Genomic DNA, 15,251 nt, shown 5'->3' on the forward strand with positions numbered 1-15,251 from the left:
TAGCAAAACACCCAAAGGAGCCGACCAGACAGTAGACTTATCCACATCCGAGCAGTCCGCTTCTTCGTCAACCTAGTGGCTCAGTTTTGGACGTGACGCCTGGCTCAGTTTTGCTCGTGATTCAACAGGCCATCCGTCTTAACGTGATAGCCAAAGCTTTTGGTTCTGTTGCTTGAGGAAGACAAGCTGAGTTTCCCTTGATCGAACAACTGGAGCAGTTGCCCGAGGTCTTTCTCAAGGGAACTGTCCGGGTCTGTGTCCGGACGGGCTTGCCTAAGTGTCTGATGTGCTTGGTTCTTTTTTGGAATCAAAGACTTAGCACATCAAAAGGATACGGTGGGGTGGCTGATGGGACTCGAACCCACGACAACCAGAATCACAATCTGGGACTCTACCAACTGAGCTACAGCCACCGTCGTCGAAGACTTAGATTATATACACACTTTTCAAGCGAAAATTACTTGCCTGCGGTTTTTTCTGCCTCAGACGCTTTGCTCGGCGCTTTGGGTGTGTAAACAACTTTCAGTTCACGCTTGAGCGCGGCCATGTAGGCAGCACCCTCGGCCTGAGCCAGATAGCCGGTGAGTTGTTGCCGGGTCTCTGCGCGCTCATCGGCTGACATCGTCGCTGGCAACACTTTGTTGACCTTGACGATGGCTGCACCCTGCGGGCCCAGATCCACCACCTGCCAGGCGGGCAGCTTCTTTTCGGAGGCGCGCAAGGCCGCATCAAGCACCTGGCTGGGCTGACTGAACATCAGGCGGCGCGACATCTGCACCGAGGCCGGCAGTTGCGACAGGGCCGGGTCTTTCTGCCATGCAACCATCTTGGCTTGCGCGTCGGCCTTGGCCGCCTTGACGGACTCGGCCGCCACCCAACGAGCCTTGACGTCGGCCTGAACCGCCTCGAAAGCAGGCTTGGAGGGTGCGTGGTACTTCACGATGCGAGCGGACACCAGCTTGTTGGCGGCCACTTCAATGGCATCGGTGTTGCGCCCCTTCGACCGGTTGGTCGGGTCAAACAGTGCCTGCAACAGCCGTTGGTTGCCCAGGATCACCCCCTGGTCGGTGGTGGGCTTGGCCAGCACGTTTTGAGCCGACTGCAATGGCAGTTTCAATTCGTCGGCCACACCCTTGAGCGAGTCAGACTGCTCGTACACGGCGTTGGTGAACTTTTCGGCGGCCTCGGCGTACATGCGCTGAGCCAGTTGCTTGCGGGCATCGGCTTCGATGTCAGGACGCACCTGCTCGAAAGTCAGGGTGTCACCCCCCCGCACGTCGGTCAACTGGATGATGTGATAGCCGAAATCCGACTCAACCAGACCGCTGACCTCGCCCTTTTTCAGGGCAAACGTGGCGTCTTCGAAGGGCTTGACCATGGCGCCACGAGCAAAGAAATCGAGATCACCCCCGTTGGCGGCCGAACCTTCGTCCTCTGAATTCTTGCGGGCCAGCTCGCCAAACGACGCGGGGCTCTTGCGCACCTGGGCCAGCAGTGCTTCAGCCTTGGCCTTGGCTGCATTGCGCACGTCGGCCGAGGCACTGCCGTCCGCCTTGATCAGGATGTGGCTGGCACGGCGCTCTTCCGGGCGAGCGTACTTGCCCAGGTTGTCCTGGTAAGACCGACGCAACTCCTCCTCAGACACGGTGGCGCGTGCCTTGAGGGCATCCAGGTCCAGCACCAGGTACTCGATGTCGGCGCGCTCCGGCTGCAGGAATGCATCGCTCACGCTTGGCTGGGCAAAGTACTTGCGCAGCTGTTCCTCGGTGGGATTGAGTTGTGCCACGTAGTTCTTGGCATCGAAAGCCATCCACTGCACGTCACGCACCTGGAACAGCGAATCCACAGCCAGTTTGTTGACCGTTTCGGGTGCCATGCCGGTGCCCACCACCCCAGCCGTGACCTGCATCATGGTGAGCTGCTGACGGATGCGCTCGGTCAACTGCGCCGAGGTCATGCCCTGAGCCTCCAGCAGTTGCGTGTTCAGCGTGCCGTCAGGGTTGCGCAGCGGGGCGAAATCAGGCGAGGTGGCAAACAGGCGCAGGATGCGGGAGTCGGCCGTGCGGATGCGCTGCTCGTTCACCGCGGCGATGAGGGTGTAGTCGTCCACCAGCGAATCGAGCGCCTGGCGCTTGACTTCAGGGGAATCGAGCTTGCTGACATCCAGTTGCGGATTGCGGGCGCGGGCCTGCTCCACCATGCGGCGGTGCGCGTTGTCCATCTCGGTCTGGGTGACCTTCTGGCTGCCCACCTTGGCCACGGTCTCGTCGCCCGACAGGAAACTTTCGTAGCCCTGGACACCGAAGATCACGAAGGAAGGAAGGATCAGGATCAGAAGGATCAGCTGAAGGATGCGCGTGTTGTTGCGAACGAAATCAAACATGACCAGCCTATGGTGGGACGCTGTACCAGGGGGCCAGCGCCGTGTGTGTTCTGCAGCCTCGGATGGCACAAAGGCGAACCGAGGTTCGCCTTTGTCTGTGTCGGGTTGTCTGGTGGGTGCTGAGGGGCTCGAACCCCCGACCTACGCCTTGTAAGGGCGCCGCTCTACCAACTGAGCTAAGCACCCGAGCACGGACGGAAGTGTAGATCAGTTCACTGCGTCTTTCAGACCCTTGCCGGGGCGAAACTTCGGAATCTTCGCCTTGCGGATGTTGATCTCGTCGCCTGTGCGCGGGTTGCGTCCGGTGCGCGCAGGCCGGGTGGACACGGCGAAGGTGCCGAAACCTACCAGCGAGACCGATTCGCCCTTTTTGAGGGTGGTTTCCACACCGCTGATGACGGCCTCCAGGGCACGACCAGCAGCAGCCTTGGAAATGTCAGCCTGGCGGGCGATGTGCTCGATCAACTCAGCCTTGTTCACGGGCCACCTCTCTCCGAACAACTTGAAGAACCGAAAATTCATTCTAGGTCGAAAGCGCCACCCGCCCGTTCGCGCATGCGCACGTGGATGCACCGTTGACAGTTCAATGCCGCACGTGCTTGAGCAAGGCTCAGCGTGATTTCGCCACGATGTCCGGGATCGACTTCCGCAGGTAGTACGCCATGGACCAGATGGTCAGGCCGCAGGCCACCCAGATGAGCCACGTGCCCATTTCACGGGTGTGGCTCAAATGAGGCAGCGCCACTCCGGTCGGGCCGTCGTAGAGCAACAACACGATGGCCGCCATCTGGGCTGCGGTCTTGAGCTTGCCCAGCATGTGCACGGCCACGCTGCGTGATGCGCCGATCTGGGCCATCCACTCACGCAGGGCAGAAATGGCGATTTCGCGACCGATGATGATCAGGGCCACCATGGCCGACACGCGCCCCATTTCCAGCAGGATCAGCAGAGAGGCGCACACCAGAAACTTGTCGGCCACCGGGTCGAGGAAGGCACCGAAGGCCGAGGTCATGTTCAGGCGCCGGGCCAGCCAGCCGTCCAGCCAGTCGGTGAAGGCCACCACCACGAACAGCACGCTGGCCGCGATGTTGACCTCGGCGGGGGCCCAGGGCAGGTAGAACACGCCCACGATGAGCGGGATGGCCACGATGCGGGCCCAGGTGAACAGCGTCGGCAGGTTCCAGAACATGGGCCCATTGTGCACGCGTTGCGGTGCGATTGAGGCCGCTCACCGGTCGAGCGTCATCGGTTTGAAACGGCGGTCATCGTTGAACAGGAAGGTTTCGTTGAACTGCCAGGGCTTGGGCAGGCGGGACACATCGCCGAAGGGGGCTGCGCGTCGGATGGCCTTCATGGCGATGTCCACCGTGTCACGCGCCTGCTTGGGGTAGCGCATCACGTCCAGGCGTTTGATGCTGCCGTCTGCATGCAGTTCGATGGTGATGACAGGCACGGCCAGCAGGATGTCTTGTGGACGGCCTGTGTGGGTGATGTCGGGGTTGGCGGCCACCAGACGGCGGGCGGCCTGCTGCCGGGCATCGGCCCATGAGCGCGGCGTGGCGGGGGGGCCCAGCATGGGCTCGCGCGAAACCCCGCTGGATGAAGCGGCGCCTCCCGGCTTGACCGTGGGACGTGAGGCCTCCTTGCCACCCGGGCTGCCTGCGCCGCCCTGGGGGGGCGGTGAGGACGTCCCGCCCAGAAGGGCGCAGCCGCTCATCAGGCCCGCCCAGCCCGCCAAGGCACCAGTGGCCAGCGCCACGGCGGTGAGACGTCTTTGAATGCGTTGTTCAGCGGGTCGGTCAGTGCGTCGGTCAGTGGAGTGCACGGTAAATCTCCTCGGCCAGGTCACGCGAAATGCCGTCGACGCTGGCCAGTTCGTCGATGCTGGCGCCCTGCACACCGCGCACGCCACCAAAGCGTTGCAGCAGGCGGGCACGCCGTTTGGGGCCCACGCCCGGGATCTCTTCGAGTTTGCTGCCGCTGGTGCGCACGCTGGCGCGTTTGGCACGCATGCCCGTGATGGCAAATCGGTGGGCTTCGTCACGGATGTGCGCCACCAGCATCAGCGCCGCCGAGGTGGGAGCCAGCTGCAGCTTGGGCCGTCCGTCGGCAAACACCAGCTCTTCCAGGCCGACCTTGCGGCCTTCGCCTTTCTCGACGCCCACCAGCAACTCCAGGCTCAAGCCAAGGCCTTCGAAGACCTCCCGGGCCATGGAGATCTGCCCCTTGCCACCATCGACCAGCACCAGGTCGGGCATGCGCTCGAGCCTGCCGCCCCCGTAACGACGCAACAGCACCTGCTTCATGGCCGCGTAGTCGTCGCCGGGTGTGATGCCGTCGATGTTGTAGCGACGGTACTGGCCAGGCTGCATCTTGTGGCCCTCGTACACCACGCAAGACGCCTGGGTGGCTTCGCCCGCCGTGTGGCTGATGTCGAAACACTCGATGCGCAGGGCGGCCATGGGGTCGCCCTCGCCTTTCTGCGGGTCGAGCGCCAGGTCCAGCGCTTCGACCAGCGCCCGGGTGCGCGACTGCTGCGAGCCTTCTTCGCTGAGCAGGCGGGTCAAGGCCAGGTCGGCGCCCTGCACGGCCATTTCGAGCCAGGTGCGGCGCTGTTCACGCGGCTGATGCACCACCGTGATCTTGCGTCCCCCCTGCTCGCCCAGCGCGTCGATCAGGGCTGGGGCCACCGGGTGGCTCAGCACCAGCAGGCTGGGAGCGCCACCGTCGAGGTAGTGCTGCGCCAGGAAGGCCTCCAGCACACTCACTTCCACGGCGTCGGCACTGTCCACGGCCACGGCCTCTTCTTCGCCTTCGGCCAGGGCCACGTGGTCCTGCACATGCACGGGGAAATGCGCGCGGTCGCCCAGGTGGCGGCCACCCCGCACCATGGCCAGGTTCACGCAGGCCCGCCCGCCCTGCACCTTCACGGCCAGGATGTCGACGTCTTTTTCGATGCCGGTGTCGACCGACTGCTGATGCAGCACCTTCGACAGCGCGCCGATCTGGTTGCGGATCTCGGCGGCCTTCTCGTATTCCAGCTTCTCCGCGTGGGCCATCATCTGCTCTTGCAGACTGCCCAGCACGGCCTCCTGCTCACCGAGCAGGAAGCGCTCGGCCTGGTTCACGTCACGCCGGTAGTCGTCTTCCGAAATGAAGCCCACGCAGGGACCACTGCAACGCTTGATCTGGTACAGCAGGCAGGGGCGGGTGCGGTGGTTGTAGACGGAGTCTTCGCAAGTGCGCAGCAGGAACACCCGCTGCAGCAGCTGGATGGTCTCTTTCACGGCCCAGGCGTTCGGGTAAGGCCCGAAGTAGCGGTGTTTCTTGTCGACCGCGCCACGGTAATAGGCCAGGCGCGGGAAGTCGTGCGACGCGATCTTGAGGTAGGGGTAGCTCTTGTCGTCGCGGAACAGGATGTTGAAACGCGGGTTGAGCGTCTTGATGAGGTTGTTTTCCAGCAGCAGGGCCTCGGCCTCACTGCGCACCACCGTGGTCTCCAGCCGCTGAATGCGCGAGACCATGTGGCCGATGCGGGTGCCGCCGTGGTTCTTGTGGAAGTAGCTGGAGACGCGTTTTTTCAAGTCGCGCGCCTTGCCCACGTACAGCACTTCGCCCTTGGCATCGAAGTAGCGGTACACGCCGGGCAGGCCAGGCAGGCTGGCCACCTCGGTCAGCAGGCGCTGCCAGACTTCATCGGTCTGGGCGGATTCGGGGGCTGGTGGAACAACATCCTCGGTCATGGCCGCGAGGATAATCCACCGCCATGCGCTGGGACATCTTCTGCAAGGTCATCGACAACTTTGGCGACATCGGCGTGTGCTGGCGGCTGGCCTGTGACCTGGCCGAGCGCGGCGAACAGGTCCGCCTGTGGGTGGACGACGCCTCGGCCCTGGCCTGGATGGCGCCCGGTGGCCACGCGAACGTGCAGGTGCTGCCCTGGCACACCCTGCCCGATGGCACCTGGCAGATGCCGCCAGAAGTGCACAACGCTCCGTGGCCCGATGTGCTGATCGAAGCCTTTGGCTGCGAGCCACCCGGCGAATGGCTGGCCAGCCTGCCTCGCGAGCCCCAGGGCACGCCCCCGGTGTGGCTGAACCTGGAATACCTGAGTGCTGAAGACTATGTGGAACGCAGCCACCGGCTGCCCTCCCCTGTGTGGCACGGTCCTGGCGCCGGGCTGCGCAAGGTGTTTTTCTACCCGGGCTTCACCGCGCGCACCGGAGGGCTGCTGCGCGAGCCAGGGTTGATCGAGGCGTGCGACGCCTGGCAGGCCAACGCCGAGGGCATGCTGCAGTGGTTGAGCCAGTTGCCCTGGCAAAGCGGCAAACCGCGCGCCCACGCACGGCGGGTCAGCCTGTTCTGTTATGCGCCTTCGCCCGTGGGGCCCCTGCTTCAAGCCTGGGCCGACATGGCCACTCCACTGGACGTGCTGCTCACCCCGGGGCAAGCCACACAGGCCGCCCTGGCATGGGCCTCAACGCCCGAGGGGCAGGCCGCACTGGGCCTGGGCACGATGCAGCTTGTGCCCCTGGCCACCGCGCTGCCCCAGCCCGATTTCGACCGCCTGCTGTGGTCGTGCGACCTGAACGTGGTGCGCGGCGAAGATTCGGCCGTGCGAGCCCTGTGGGCCGGGCGGCCGCACCTGTGGGACATCTACCGCCAGGACGATGGGGTGCACGCCGACAAGCTGGCGGCTTTCGAGCAACGCTGGATGGCCAACTGGCCCGCAGCGCTGCAAGAGGCCGTGCACCACGTGCAGGCGGCGCTCAACGGACTGGACCACCGAACGGGCGAGCGCCAGTCCGTGGCGGCCGCCTTGCACTGGCTGATGGGCCCCGAGGGATGGCCGCAGTGGCAGGCCCACCAGCGCGCCAGCCGGCAGGCACTGGCCACCCAGCAGGACCTCTGCACTCAGTTGCTGGCCTTTGTCACTTCTGCGAGGTAGAATCGCAGGCTTTGGACAGTTTTCGCCTGGTGGCAGCGCCTGCCGCCGAGTTGCGTGTCCTTTCACCGTGAACGTCAACCGACGTCAGTAACGTCAACGGAGTTGCCCGGGCGCACGCTTTGAAACGCGCTTTGAGGGCCCCACAGATTCGGGAACCGTACCCATGAAACTCGCACAAGAAATCCGCGCAGGCAATGTGATCATGCAAGGCAAGGACCCGATGGTGGTTCTGAAGACCGAGTACAGCCGTGGCGGCCGTGGCGCCGCCACCGTGCGCATGAAGATGAAGAACCTGCTGAACGGCTCGGGCGCCGAAGTGGTGTTCAAGGCCGACGACAAGATGGACCAGATCATCCTCGAGAAGAAAGAGTGCACCTACTCCTACTTCGCCGACCCGATGTACGCCTTCATGGACGCCGAGTACAACCAGTTCGAAGTTGAAGCCGAGAACATGGGCGACGCCATCAACTACCTGCAAGACGCCATGGCCGTGGAAGTGGTGTTCTACGAAGGTCGTGCCATCTCGGTGGAACTGCCCACCTCGGTCGTGCGTGAAATCGAAACCGAACCTGGCGTCAAGGGCGACACCTCGGGCAAGGTGATGAAGCCTGCCCGCATCGTCGGCACCGGCTTCGAAATCTCGGTGCCCCTGTTCGTGGAATCGGGCGACAAGATCGAAATCGACACCCGCACCCACGAGTACAAGAAGCGCGTCTGATCCCACGGGTCTCACCCACGCCCAAGAAGCACCCCAAGGGGTGCTTTTTTCATGTCCATGTTGCCTACAGGGAGTTGCTCAAGCGACAAGTGCCGGCGCCGATAACGAGAACGTCAGGCTCTACGCGCAGTACGCCCCATGCAATCTCACCCGATGAACATCCTGCTGGTCGATGACCAGCCATCCGTTCGGCTGCACCTCGCCCAGCAACTGCGGATGAAGGGGCACACCACCCTGGAGGCTGAGTCAGCCGATCAGGCACTCCAGTTGTTCGGCGAACACAAAGTCGACCTGGTGCTGCTGGACGTGATCATGCCCGGCAACGATGGCTACTGGCTGGCCCGCCAGCTGCGCGAGCGCGAGGGCAGCCGCTGGACGCCCATCATCTTTCTGTCGGCGCTCGACAAGGAGATCGACCTGTGGCGCGGCATCCAGGCTGGCGGTGACGACTACCTGATCAAACCGATTTCACCGGTGGTGCTCAGCGCCAAGCTGCACGCCATGCAACGCCTGATCCGCATGCGCAACCAGCTGATGCGCACCTCGGAAGAATTGCACATTGCGAACCAGCGCCTGACCCACATTTCGGTGCAAGACCAGCTCACCAAACTGGGCAACCGCCGCGGCTTCGACGACCGGCTGCACGAAGCCGTGCGCCAGTGCCGTCGCGACCAGCACGCCCTCACCCTGATCTTGTGTGACGTGGACCACTTCAAGCGCTACAACGACACCCTGGGCCATGTGCAGGGCGATCGCTGCCTGGAGCACATCGGCCGCATCCTGAGCACGGTGTGCCGCCGACCGATGGACTATGTGGCGCGCTATGGTGGCGAGGAGTTCGGCATGATCCTGCCCAATACCTCGCGCTCAGGGGCCATGACCTTCGCGCGGGCCCTGCTGCAGCTGATGGGCAACCAGCCCATGCCGCACCCCGACTCACCGGTGTCGAATGTGGTGACCATTTCGGGCGGCATCACAACCGTCGTGCCTGACGATGACACCAATGTGCAGCACCTGCTGATGCGAGCCGACGAAGCGCTTTACAGCGCCAAGGCCCAGGGGCGCAACCGCTTCTTCAGCTTCGAGATGCAGATGGACACCTTCGAGCACCTGATGGCGCCTCCAGCAGCCACCCTGACTGCACAGGCCACGCCCTGAGCCCCCAGGTCGGGACAAGCTGCGTCAGGCTTCAGCGGCCTCAGCCCGTGCCGGGCGCTGGTGCGCCAGTGCCATCACCTCGTGCACTGCGTGGTGCTTGAGCTTGTGGTCTGACCACACCTGACGCCAGCGCCGCGCACCGGGCAGGCCGTTGTACAGGCCCAGCACGTGTCGCATGACCTGCGGCCAGCGCACCTCGCCATGGGCCAAGCCCTGGGTGCGCACCATTTCGGCGGCGGTGTAATCCACGATGGCAGCTTCGGCCATCTCGCGTGTGTAGCCTTCTCGCGGCGCCTCTCCGAAGAACAGGTGGTCCCACTCGGCCATCATCCAGGGCGTGTGATACGCCGCGCGCCCCACCATCACCCCATCCAGCGCCACGTTGGGCAACACGGCTCCGGGCTGCAACTGGGCCAGGCACTGGTCGTTGGTGGCCAACCCCCCGTTGATCACGATGATGAGGTGCGGAAAGTCGCGCTTGAGCTGGTGAACAAACTCATAGCGCAGCGGCGGAATCTCGCGATTTTCTTTGGGACTCAATCCCTTGAGCCAGGCATTGCGGGCGTGCACGATGAACACCTGGCAACCCGCGGCCGCCACCGTGCCCACGAAATCGCGCACGTAGTCGTAACTTTCGATCTGGTCGATGCCGATGCGGTGCTTGACCGTGATCGGCATGCGCGCATCGCCCCCTGTCGCATCGACCATGGCCTTGACGCAGTCGGCCACCAGCGTGGCCTCGTTCATCAGGCAGGCGCCAAACGCACCACGCTGCACGCGCTCGCTGGGGCAGCCACAGTTCAGGTTGACCTCGTCGTAGCCCATCTGCTGCGCAATGCGCGCGCACTGGGCCAGGTCATCGGGCTCGCTGCCGCCGAGCTGCAGGGCCACCGGGTGCTCCTGCTCGCTGTATTCAAGAAAGCGGTGCATCTGCCCGTGGATGATGGCACCCGTGGTGATCATCTCGGTGTAGAGGCGGGCATGGCGGCTGAGCTGGCGGTGAAAGACCCTGCAATGCCTGTCAGTCCAGTCGAGCATGGGTGCCACGCAGGCACGCCAGTCGCGCGGGTCAAGGGTGGCTTGAGACAACAATGCTTCCTCAGCCCTGGGGCGCGTTGATCTTGCTCAGCGGGTTCATGGCCTGCTGCTGCGCGCTGCTGTTGGCCGACAAATCGGGCTGGTCGCCGTCCCAGCTGGGGTCAGGGATCGAATCGAACACCTGGCGCAGGCGCTGGCCCCAGGTGCTGCGGATCATGCGGAAGTAGGCATTGCTCTCGTCGATGTTGACCAGCTGATCGGCCTTCAGGCTGTTGGCGGTGTAGACCAGCATGTCCAGCGGCAGGCCGACCGACAAATTCGACTTCAGGGTCGAATCCATCGAGATCAGGGCGCACTTGGCGGCCTCTTCCAGCGGTGTGTGTGGCGTGACCACACGGTCGATCACGGGCTTGCCGTATTTCGACTCACCGATCTGGAAGTAGCACACGCCATCGATGCCGGCTTCCACAAAGTTGCCTGCGGCGTAGACATTGAACAGGCGCATGGTTTCGCCCTTGATCTGCCCGCCGATGATCAGGCTGCAGTTGAAGTCGATGCCGTGTTTTTTCAGGGCCTCGGCATCACGCGCGTGCACTTTGCGCACGGCACTGCCCACGATGCGGGCCACGTCGAACAGAGTGGTGGCAGTCCACAGCGTGACCGCTTCGCCATCGGGCCCTTCGATGCTCTCTTTGTCGAGCAGCTGCTTGACGGCCTGGGTGATGGCCAGGTTGCCGGCGGTCATGAGCACCAGCACGCGCTCGCCGGGCTTTTCGTACACCGTCATCTTGCGGAAGGTGCTGATCTGGTCCATGCCCGCGTTGGTGCGCGAGTCGGACAGGAAGACGAGACCGGCGTTGAGCCGCATGGCGACGCAGTAGGTCATGATGTGATCACCGATTTGAGTTGATACAGCGCATCAAGCGCTTCACGAGGGGTCAGGGCATCGGGGTCGATGCGGGCCAGCAGATCGAGCGTGGCGCGCTCGGCCAGACTGGCTTCCAAGTGTGCAGGATCTGCGCCAGCCGTGGGCAGTTCGGGCATGGGCAAGGCCGTGGCACTGCCGCCAAAGTCGGCGAACAGGTCGATCTGGTCGTCGTCGGCCTTCTGCTGCGACTCGAGCGCATCGAGCGCGGCACGGGCCTGGCGGATCAGGCTGGGCGGCATGCCGGCCAGGCGCGCCACCTGCACACCGTAGCTGCGGCTGGCCGGGCCCGCTTGCAATTCGTGCAGGAACACGATGTCGTCACCGGCTTCGGCCACGCCCACGTGCACATTGCTGGCCCGGGGGTGCTTTTCGGGCAACGCGGTCAGCTCGAAGTAGTGCGTGGCGAACAGGGTGAAGGCCTTGTTGCGGTCGTGCAGGTGGCTGGCGATGGCGCCGGCCAGGGCCAGGCCGTCGAAGGTCGAGGTGCCACGGCCGATCTCGTCCATCAGCACCAGGGAATGCTCGGTGGCCGTGTGCACGATGGCGGCGGCCTCGGTCATTTCCATCATGAAGGTGGACTGGGCGTTGGCCAGGTCGTCGGCCGCACCGATGCGGGTGTGGATGGCGTCGATCGGGCCCAGGCGGCAGCTGGCCGCGGGCACGTACGAGCCCATGTAGGCCAGGATGGTGATGAGCGCCACCTGGCGCATGAAGGTCGATTTACCGCCCATGTTGGGGCCGGTGACGATCAGCATGCGGCGGTTGGCGTCCAGCCGGCAGTCGTTCGGGATGAAGGCCGCGCCACTGGTTTCCATCAGGCGCGCTTCGACCACAGGGTGGCGGCCTTTCTCGATCTCCAGGCAGGGCATGTTCACGAACTCGGGCTGGGTCCAGCCCAGCGAGGCCGCACGTTCGGCCAGGGCCGCGATGGCGTCCAGCGTGGCCAGGGCCCGCGCCAGGTGCGACAACACGGCGATGTTGGCCTGCAGTTCGTCGATCAACTGCTCGAACAGGAACTTCTCGCGCTGCAGGCTGCGCTCTTGCGCCGACAGGGCCTTGTCTTCGAAGGCCTTGAGTTCGGGCGTGATGTAGCGCTCGGCGTTTTTCAGGGTCTGGCGGCGCTGGTAGTCCAGCGGGACCTTGTCGGCGTGGCTTTGCGTGATCTCGATGTAAAAGCCATGCACCTTGTTGAACTGCACGCGCAGATTCGGGATGCCGGTGCGGGCCCGCTCGCGCGTTTCCAGGTCGAGCAGGAAAGCATCACAGTTGCTGGAGATGGCGCGCAGCTCGTCGAGGTCGGCATCGAAGCCGGAAGCGATCACGCCCCCGTCTCGCAGCAGCACGGCCGGCATCTCGGCGATGGTGCGCTGCAGGCGCTCGGCCAGGGCCGGGTCGGGCTGCAGGTGCTGGTGCACCTGATCCAGCAAGGGGGTGCCGGTGGGCACGCAGGCACGCAGCACGGGCAGGTTCATCAGCGTGTCGCGCAGGCCGGCCAGCTCGCGCGGGCGCACCTGGCGCAGCGCAATGCGCGAGGTGATGCGCTCGGCGTCGCTCATCTGGCGCAGGGCCTCGCGCAGGGCGTCGAGGTTCTGGCTCAGGTCGGGCGGGTTGAGCAGCAGGTCGATGGCGGCATGCCGCTCTTGCGCATGGCGGCGGTCACGCGGTGGGTTGGTCACCCACTGGCGCAGGGCGCGGCTGCCCATGCCGGTGCGACAGGTGTCGAGCAGCGAGAGCAGCGTGGGCGAATCTTCACCCCGCAGGGTCTGCACCAGCTCCAGGTTGCGCAAGGTGGCCGGCGGGATCTCCAGCAGGTCGCTGCTGCGCGGCACCGTGAGCGTGGTCACGTGGGCCAGCGCCCTGCCCTGAGTGTGCTCGGCAAAGCTCAGCAAGGCGGCCGCCGCGGCATGGGCCAGGGCCATGTCGTCGGCGCCAAAGGCTTTCAGGCTGGCCACCTTGAGCTGCTCGGTCAGCTTGCGCTCACCCAGGCCGGCGTCGAACTGCCACGTGGGGCGCGGCGTGAAGGCCACGCCGCGCGGCTGCGACAGCATGGGCGCCAGCGCGGGCGGCACGCGTTCGCGGTCGAACAGCACCTCGGCCGGTTGCAGGCGGGCCAGCCAGCCCGGCAGGTCGCGCTGGGTGCATTCGGTGATGCCCAGCTGCCCGCTGGACATTCCGAGCCAGGCCAGGGCGCAGGGGGTCTGGTCTTTCGCATTGGCCAGGCCACCGCGCACGCTGCCGGCCACCACGGCCACCAGCAGGGAATCGGCCCGTTCGCTGAGCAGTTCGGAATCGGTCAGGGTGCCGGGCGTGACCACGCGCACCACCTTGCGCTCGACGGGCCCCTTGCTGGCGCCCACCTCGCCCACCTGTTCGGCAATGGCCACCGATTCGCCCAACTTGATCAGCTTGGCCAGGTAGGTTTCCACAGCGTGCACGGGCACTCCGGCCATCACCACGGGCTCGCCAGCCGATTGCCCACGCACCGTGAGCGTGATGTCGATCAGGCGGTTGGCCTTGCGGGCGTCTTCGTAGAACAGCTCGTAGAAATCGCCCATGCGGTAGAAGACGAGCGTGTCCGGGTACTCGGCTTTGATGCCTAGGTACTGGGCCATCATCGGCGTATGGGCGCTGAAATCGGTCAAGGCGGTGTCCGCAAGGTCAAACCGTTGATTTTAAAGCGTTCTGAACGCAAAAACGCCCCGACAGCCGGGGCCTCGGGGCGATGCCGTCAGGCGCCTTGGCGCCTGTCAGAGGCAGATGGGCGCCTGGTTCAGAACGGCGCGTCGTCGCGGTTGCGGCGCGGGGCGCGTGGCTTGGGCTCGAAGCGGGCCTTCTCGATGTCTTCCTGGGCCTTGGCCGCGGCCGTGATGCGGCGGCGCACCGGGGCCTTGGGCTCTTCGGCGGCGGCCGCTGCAGCGGCTGCGGGGCTGGCTGCGTCTTCTTCGTTTTGCAGCAGGGCGATCAGGGCGTCGTCTTCCTGGGCCTGCTCGGCATCCACCTCGTCACCGGCTTCGGCACGGTCTTCACCGTCGGCCGCAGGGGCGTCGGTGATCACGCGGCTGTAGGGTGCCAGGGTCTTGACCAACTGGCCGTAAATGCGGGGGGTACCGCACACGATCTCGCGCTGGTACAGGAAGTCGGCTTCACCCGTGAAGTTGCCCACCAGGCCACCGGCCTCGGTGATCATCAGCGAGCCTGCGGCGATGTCCCAGGGGTTCAGGCCGGTCTCGAAGAAGCCGTCGTAGTAGCCGGCGGCCACGTAGCACAGGTCGAGGGCGGCAGCGCCCGGGCGGCGCACACCGGCGCACTGCACCATCACCTCTTCGAACATCTTCAGGTAACGCTGGAAGTTGTCGCCCTTGCGGAAGGGAAAGCCGGTGCCGATCAGGCTGTCGAGCATGCGGGTGCGCTTGGACACGCGGATACGGCGGTCGTTCAGGAAGGCGCCCTTGCCGCGCGAGGCATAGAACAGGTCGTTGCGGGCGGGGTCGTACACCACGGCCTGCTGCACCTGGCCGCGGAAGGCCAGCGCGATCGACACGGCGTACACGGGGAAGCCGTGGATGAAGTTGGTGGTGCCGTCCAGCGGATCGATGATCCAGACGAAGTCGCTGTGCTTGTTGCCGCGGCTGTTGCCCGACTCTTCAGCCAGCATGCCATGCGACGGGTATGCGCCCAGGATGGTTTCGATGATGGCCTCTTCAGCGGCCTGGTCCACCTCGGTGACGAAGTCGTTGTGCGACTTGGCCACCACCTGCAGACGCTCGATGTCGAGCGATGCCCGGTTGATGATCGCCCCGGCTGCGCGAGCGGCCTTGATGGCGATGTTGAGCATGGGGTGCAAGGCTTGGGACATGGTGAAACCTGTTCAGACAATGAGACCCACGCAGACCGGACGCACTGCGGGCACCGAGGGAGGGCTCATCGGGCACGGCTGCCGGGCGACCACCACACCGTCTGCCACCCCCATGGGTGCTCCAGACTGGCGGTCAAGCCACTTTGGCAAGCCAGCGCACGACGGCACACAGCCATCGCATCCTGACAGGCATTCCGGGCCAGCAAAGGCCGAAATGGGGCG

General features: G+C 64.7%; 12 protein-coding genes and 2 tRNA genes. 3 read left to right on the forward strand and 11 right to left on the reverse strand.

Annotated features, from left to right (window positions below; translation table 11 throughout):
- Positions 1-337: 337 nt before the first annotated feature.
- The 7 genes from EYS42_RS03790 to uvrC all read right to left on the reverse strand — a co-directional run bounded on the left by EYS42_RS03790 (position 338) and on the right by uvrC (position 6,126).
- Positions 338-413: transfer RNA gene (locus tag EYS42_RS03790), tRNA-His, on the reverse strand.
- 44 nt (positions 414-457) lie between these two features.
- Positions 458-2,383 carry a peptidylprolyl isomerase gene (locus EYS42_RS03795; RefSeq protein WP_130966556.1) on the reverse strand — a complete coding sequence of 642 codons (1,926 nt, stop codon included), beginning with the start codon at positions 2,381-2,383 and terminating at the stop codon, positions 458-460.
- A 110-nt stretch (positions 2,384-2,493) separates the two neighbouring features.
- Positions 2,494-2,569, reverse strand: a tRNA-Val gene (locus tag EYS42_RS03800).
- Positions 2,570-2,590: 21 nt separating this feature from the next.
- Positions 2,591-2,863, reverse strand: a complete 273-nt coding sequence (locus EYS42_RS03805) for an HU family DNA-binding protein (RefSeq protein WP_130966557.1) — start codon at positions 2,861-2,863, stop codon at positions 2,591-2,593.
- Between the two features lie 130 nt (positions 2,864-2,993).
- A complete protein-coding gene (gene pgsA / locus EYS42_RS03810) occupies positions 2,994-3,572 on the reverse strand; it encodes a CDP-diacylglycerol--glycerol-3-phosphate 3-phosphatidyltransferase (RefSeq protein WP_130966558.1) in 579 nt (192 codons plus the stop codon).
- A gap of 39 nt (positions 3,573-3,611) precedes the next feature.
- A complete protein-coding gene (locus EYS42_RS03815; protein WP_130966559.1) occupies positions 3,612-4,208 on the reverse strand; it encodes a hypothetical protein in 597 nt (198 codons plus the stop codon).
- A complete protein-coding gene (gene uvrC, locus EYS42_RS03820; RefSeq protein WP_130966560.1) occupies positions 4,195-6,126 on the reverse strand; it encodes an excinuclease ABC subunit UvrC in 1,932 nt (643 codons plus the stop codon). Before uvrC ends, EYS42_RS03815 begins: the two co-directional genes overlap by 14 nt.
- A gap of 23 nt (positions 6,127-6,149) precedes the next feature.
- On the opposite strand from uvrC, the gene earP reads away from it, so the two are divergent.
- The 3 genes from earP (at position 6,150) to EYS42_RS03835 (ending at position 9,207) form a co-directional block, all read left to right on the forward strand.
- The gene (earP, locus tag EYS42_RS03825) at positions 6,150-7,331 is read left to right on the forward strand and encodes an elongation factor P maturation arginine rhamnosyltransferase EarP (protein ID WP_130966561.1); all 1,182 of its coding nucleotides are present in this window, start codon (positions 6,150-6,152) and stop codon (positions 7,329-7,331) included.
- A 163-nt stretch (positions 7,332-7,494) separates the two neighbouring features.
- On the forward strand, positions 7,495-8,049 hold the full coding sequence (gene efp / locus EYS42_RS03830; protein WP_130966562.1) for an elongation factor P: 555 nt from the start codon (positions 7,495-7,497) through the stop codon (positions 8,047-8,049).
- A 138-nt stretch (positions 8,050-8,187) separates the two neighbouring features.
- Positions 8,188-9,207 (forward strand): diguanylate cyclase domain-containing protein, encoded by a 1,020-nt coding sequence (locus EYS42_RS03835; protein WP_130966563.1) that lies wholly within the window; start codon positions 8,188-8,190, stop codon positions 9,205-9,207.
- A gap of 24 nt (positions 9,208-9,231) precedes the next feature.
- On the opposite strand, the gene dusA is transcribed toward EYS42_RS03835, so the two are convergent.
- The 4 genes from dusA to EYS42_RS03855 all read right to left on the reverse strand — a co-directional run bounded on the left by dusA (position 9,232) and on the right by EYS42_RS03855 (position 15,029).
- Positions 9,232-10,296: a tRNA dihydrouridine(20/20a) synthase DusA gene (gene dusA / locus EYS42_RS03840; protein ID WP_280960174.1), complete on the reverse strand. Its 1,065-nt coding sequence runs from the start codon at positions 10,294-10,296 to the stop codon at positions 9,232-9,234.
- Positions 10,297-10,306: 10 nt separating this feature from the next.
- Positions 10,307-11,131: a proteasome-type protease gene (locus tag EYS42_RS03845; protein ID WP_130966564.1), complete on the reverse strand. Its 825-nt coding sequence runs from the start codon at positions 11,129-11,131 to the stop codon at positions 10,307-10,309.
- Positions 11,128-13,788, reverse strand: a complete 2,661-nt coding sequence (gene mutS / locus EYS42_RS03850; RefSeq protein WP_130967277.1) for a DNA mismatch repair protein MutS — start codon at positions 13,786-13,788, stop codon at positions 11,128-11,130. Before mutS ends, EYS42_RS03845 begins: the two co-directional genes overlap by 4 nt.
- A gap of 155 nt (positions 13,789-13,943) precedes the next feature.
- Positions 13,944-15,029 carry an inositol monophosphatase family protein gene (locus EYS42_RS03855; RefSeq protein WP_130966565.1) on the reverse strand — a complete coding sequence of 362 codons (1,086 nt, stop codon included), beginning with the start codon at positions 15,027-15,029 and terminating at the stop codon, positions 13,944-13,946.
- Between the last annotated feature and the right edge of the window lie 222 nt (positions 15,030-15,251).

It is taken from the genome of Aquabacterium lacunae (genome assembly GCF_004310865.1).
Lineage (GTDB): Bacteria > Pseudomonadota > Gammaproteobacteria > Burkholderiales > Burkholderiaceae_C > Aquabacterium > Aquabacterium lacunae.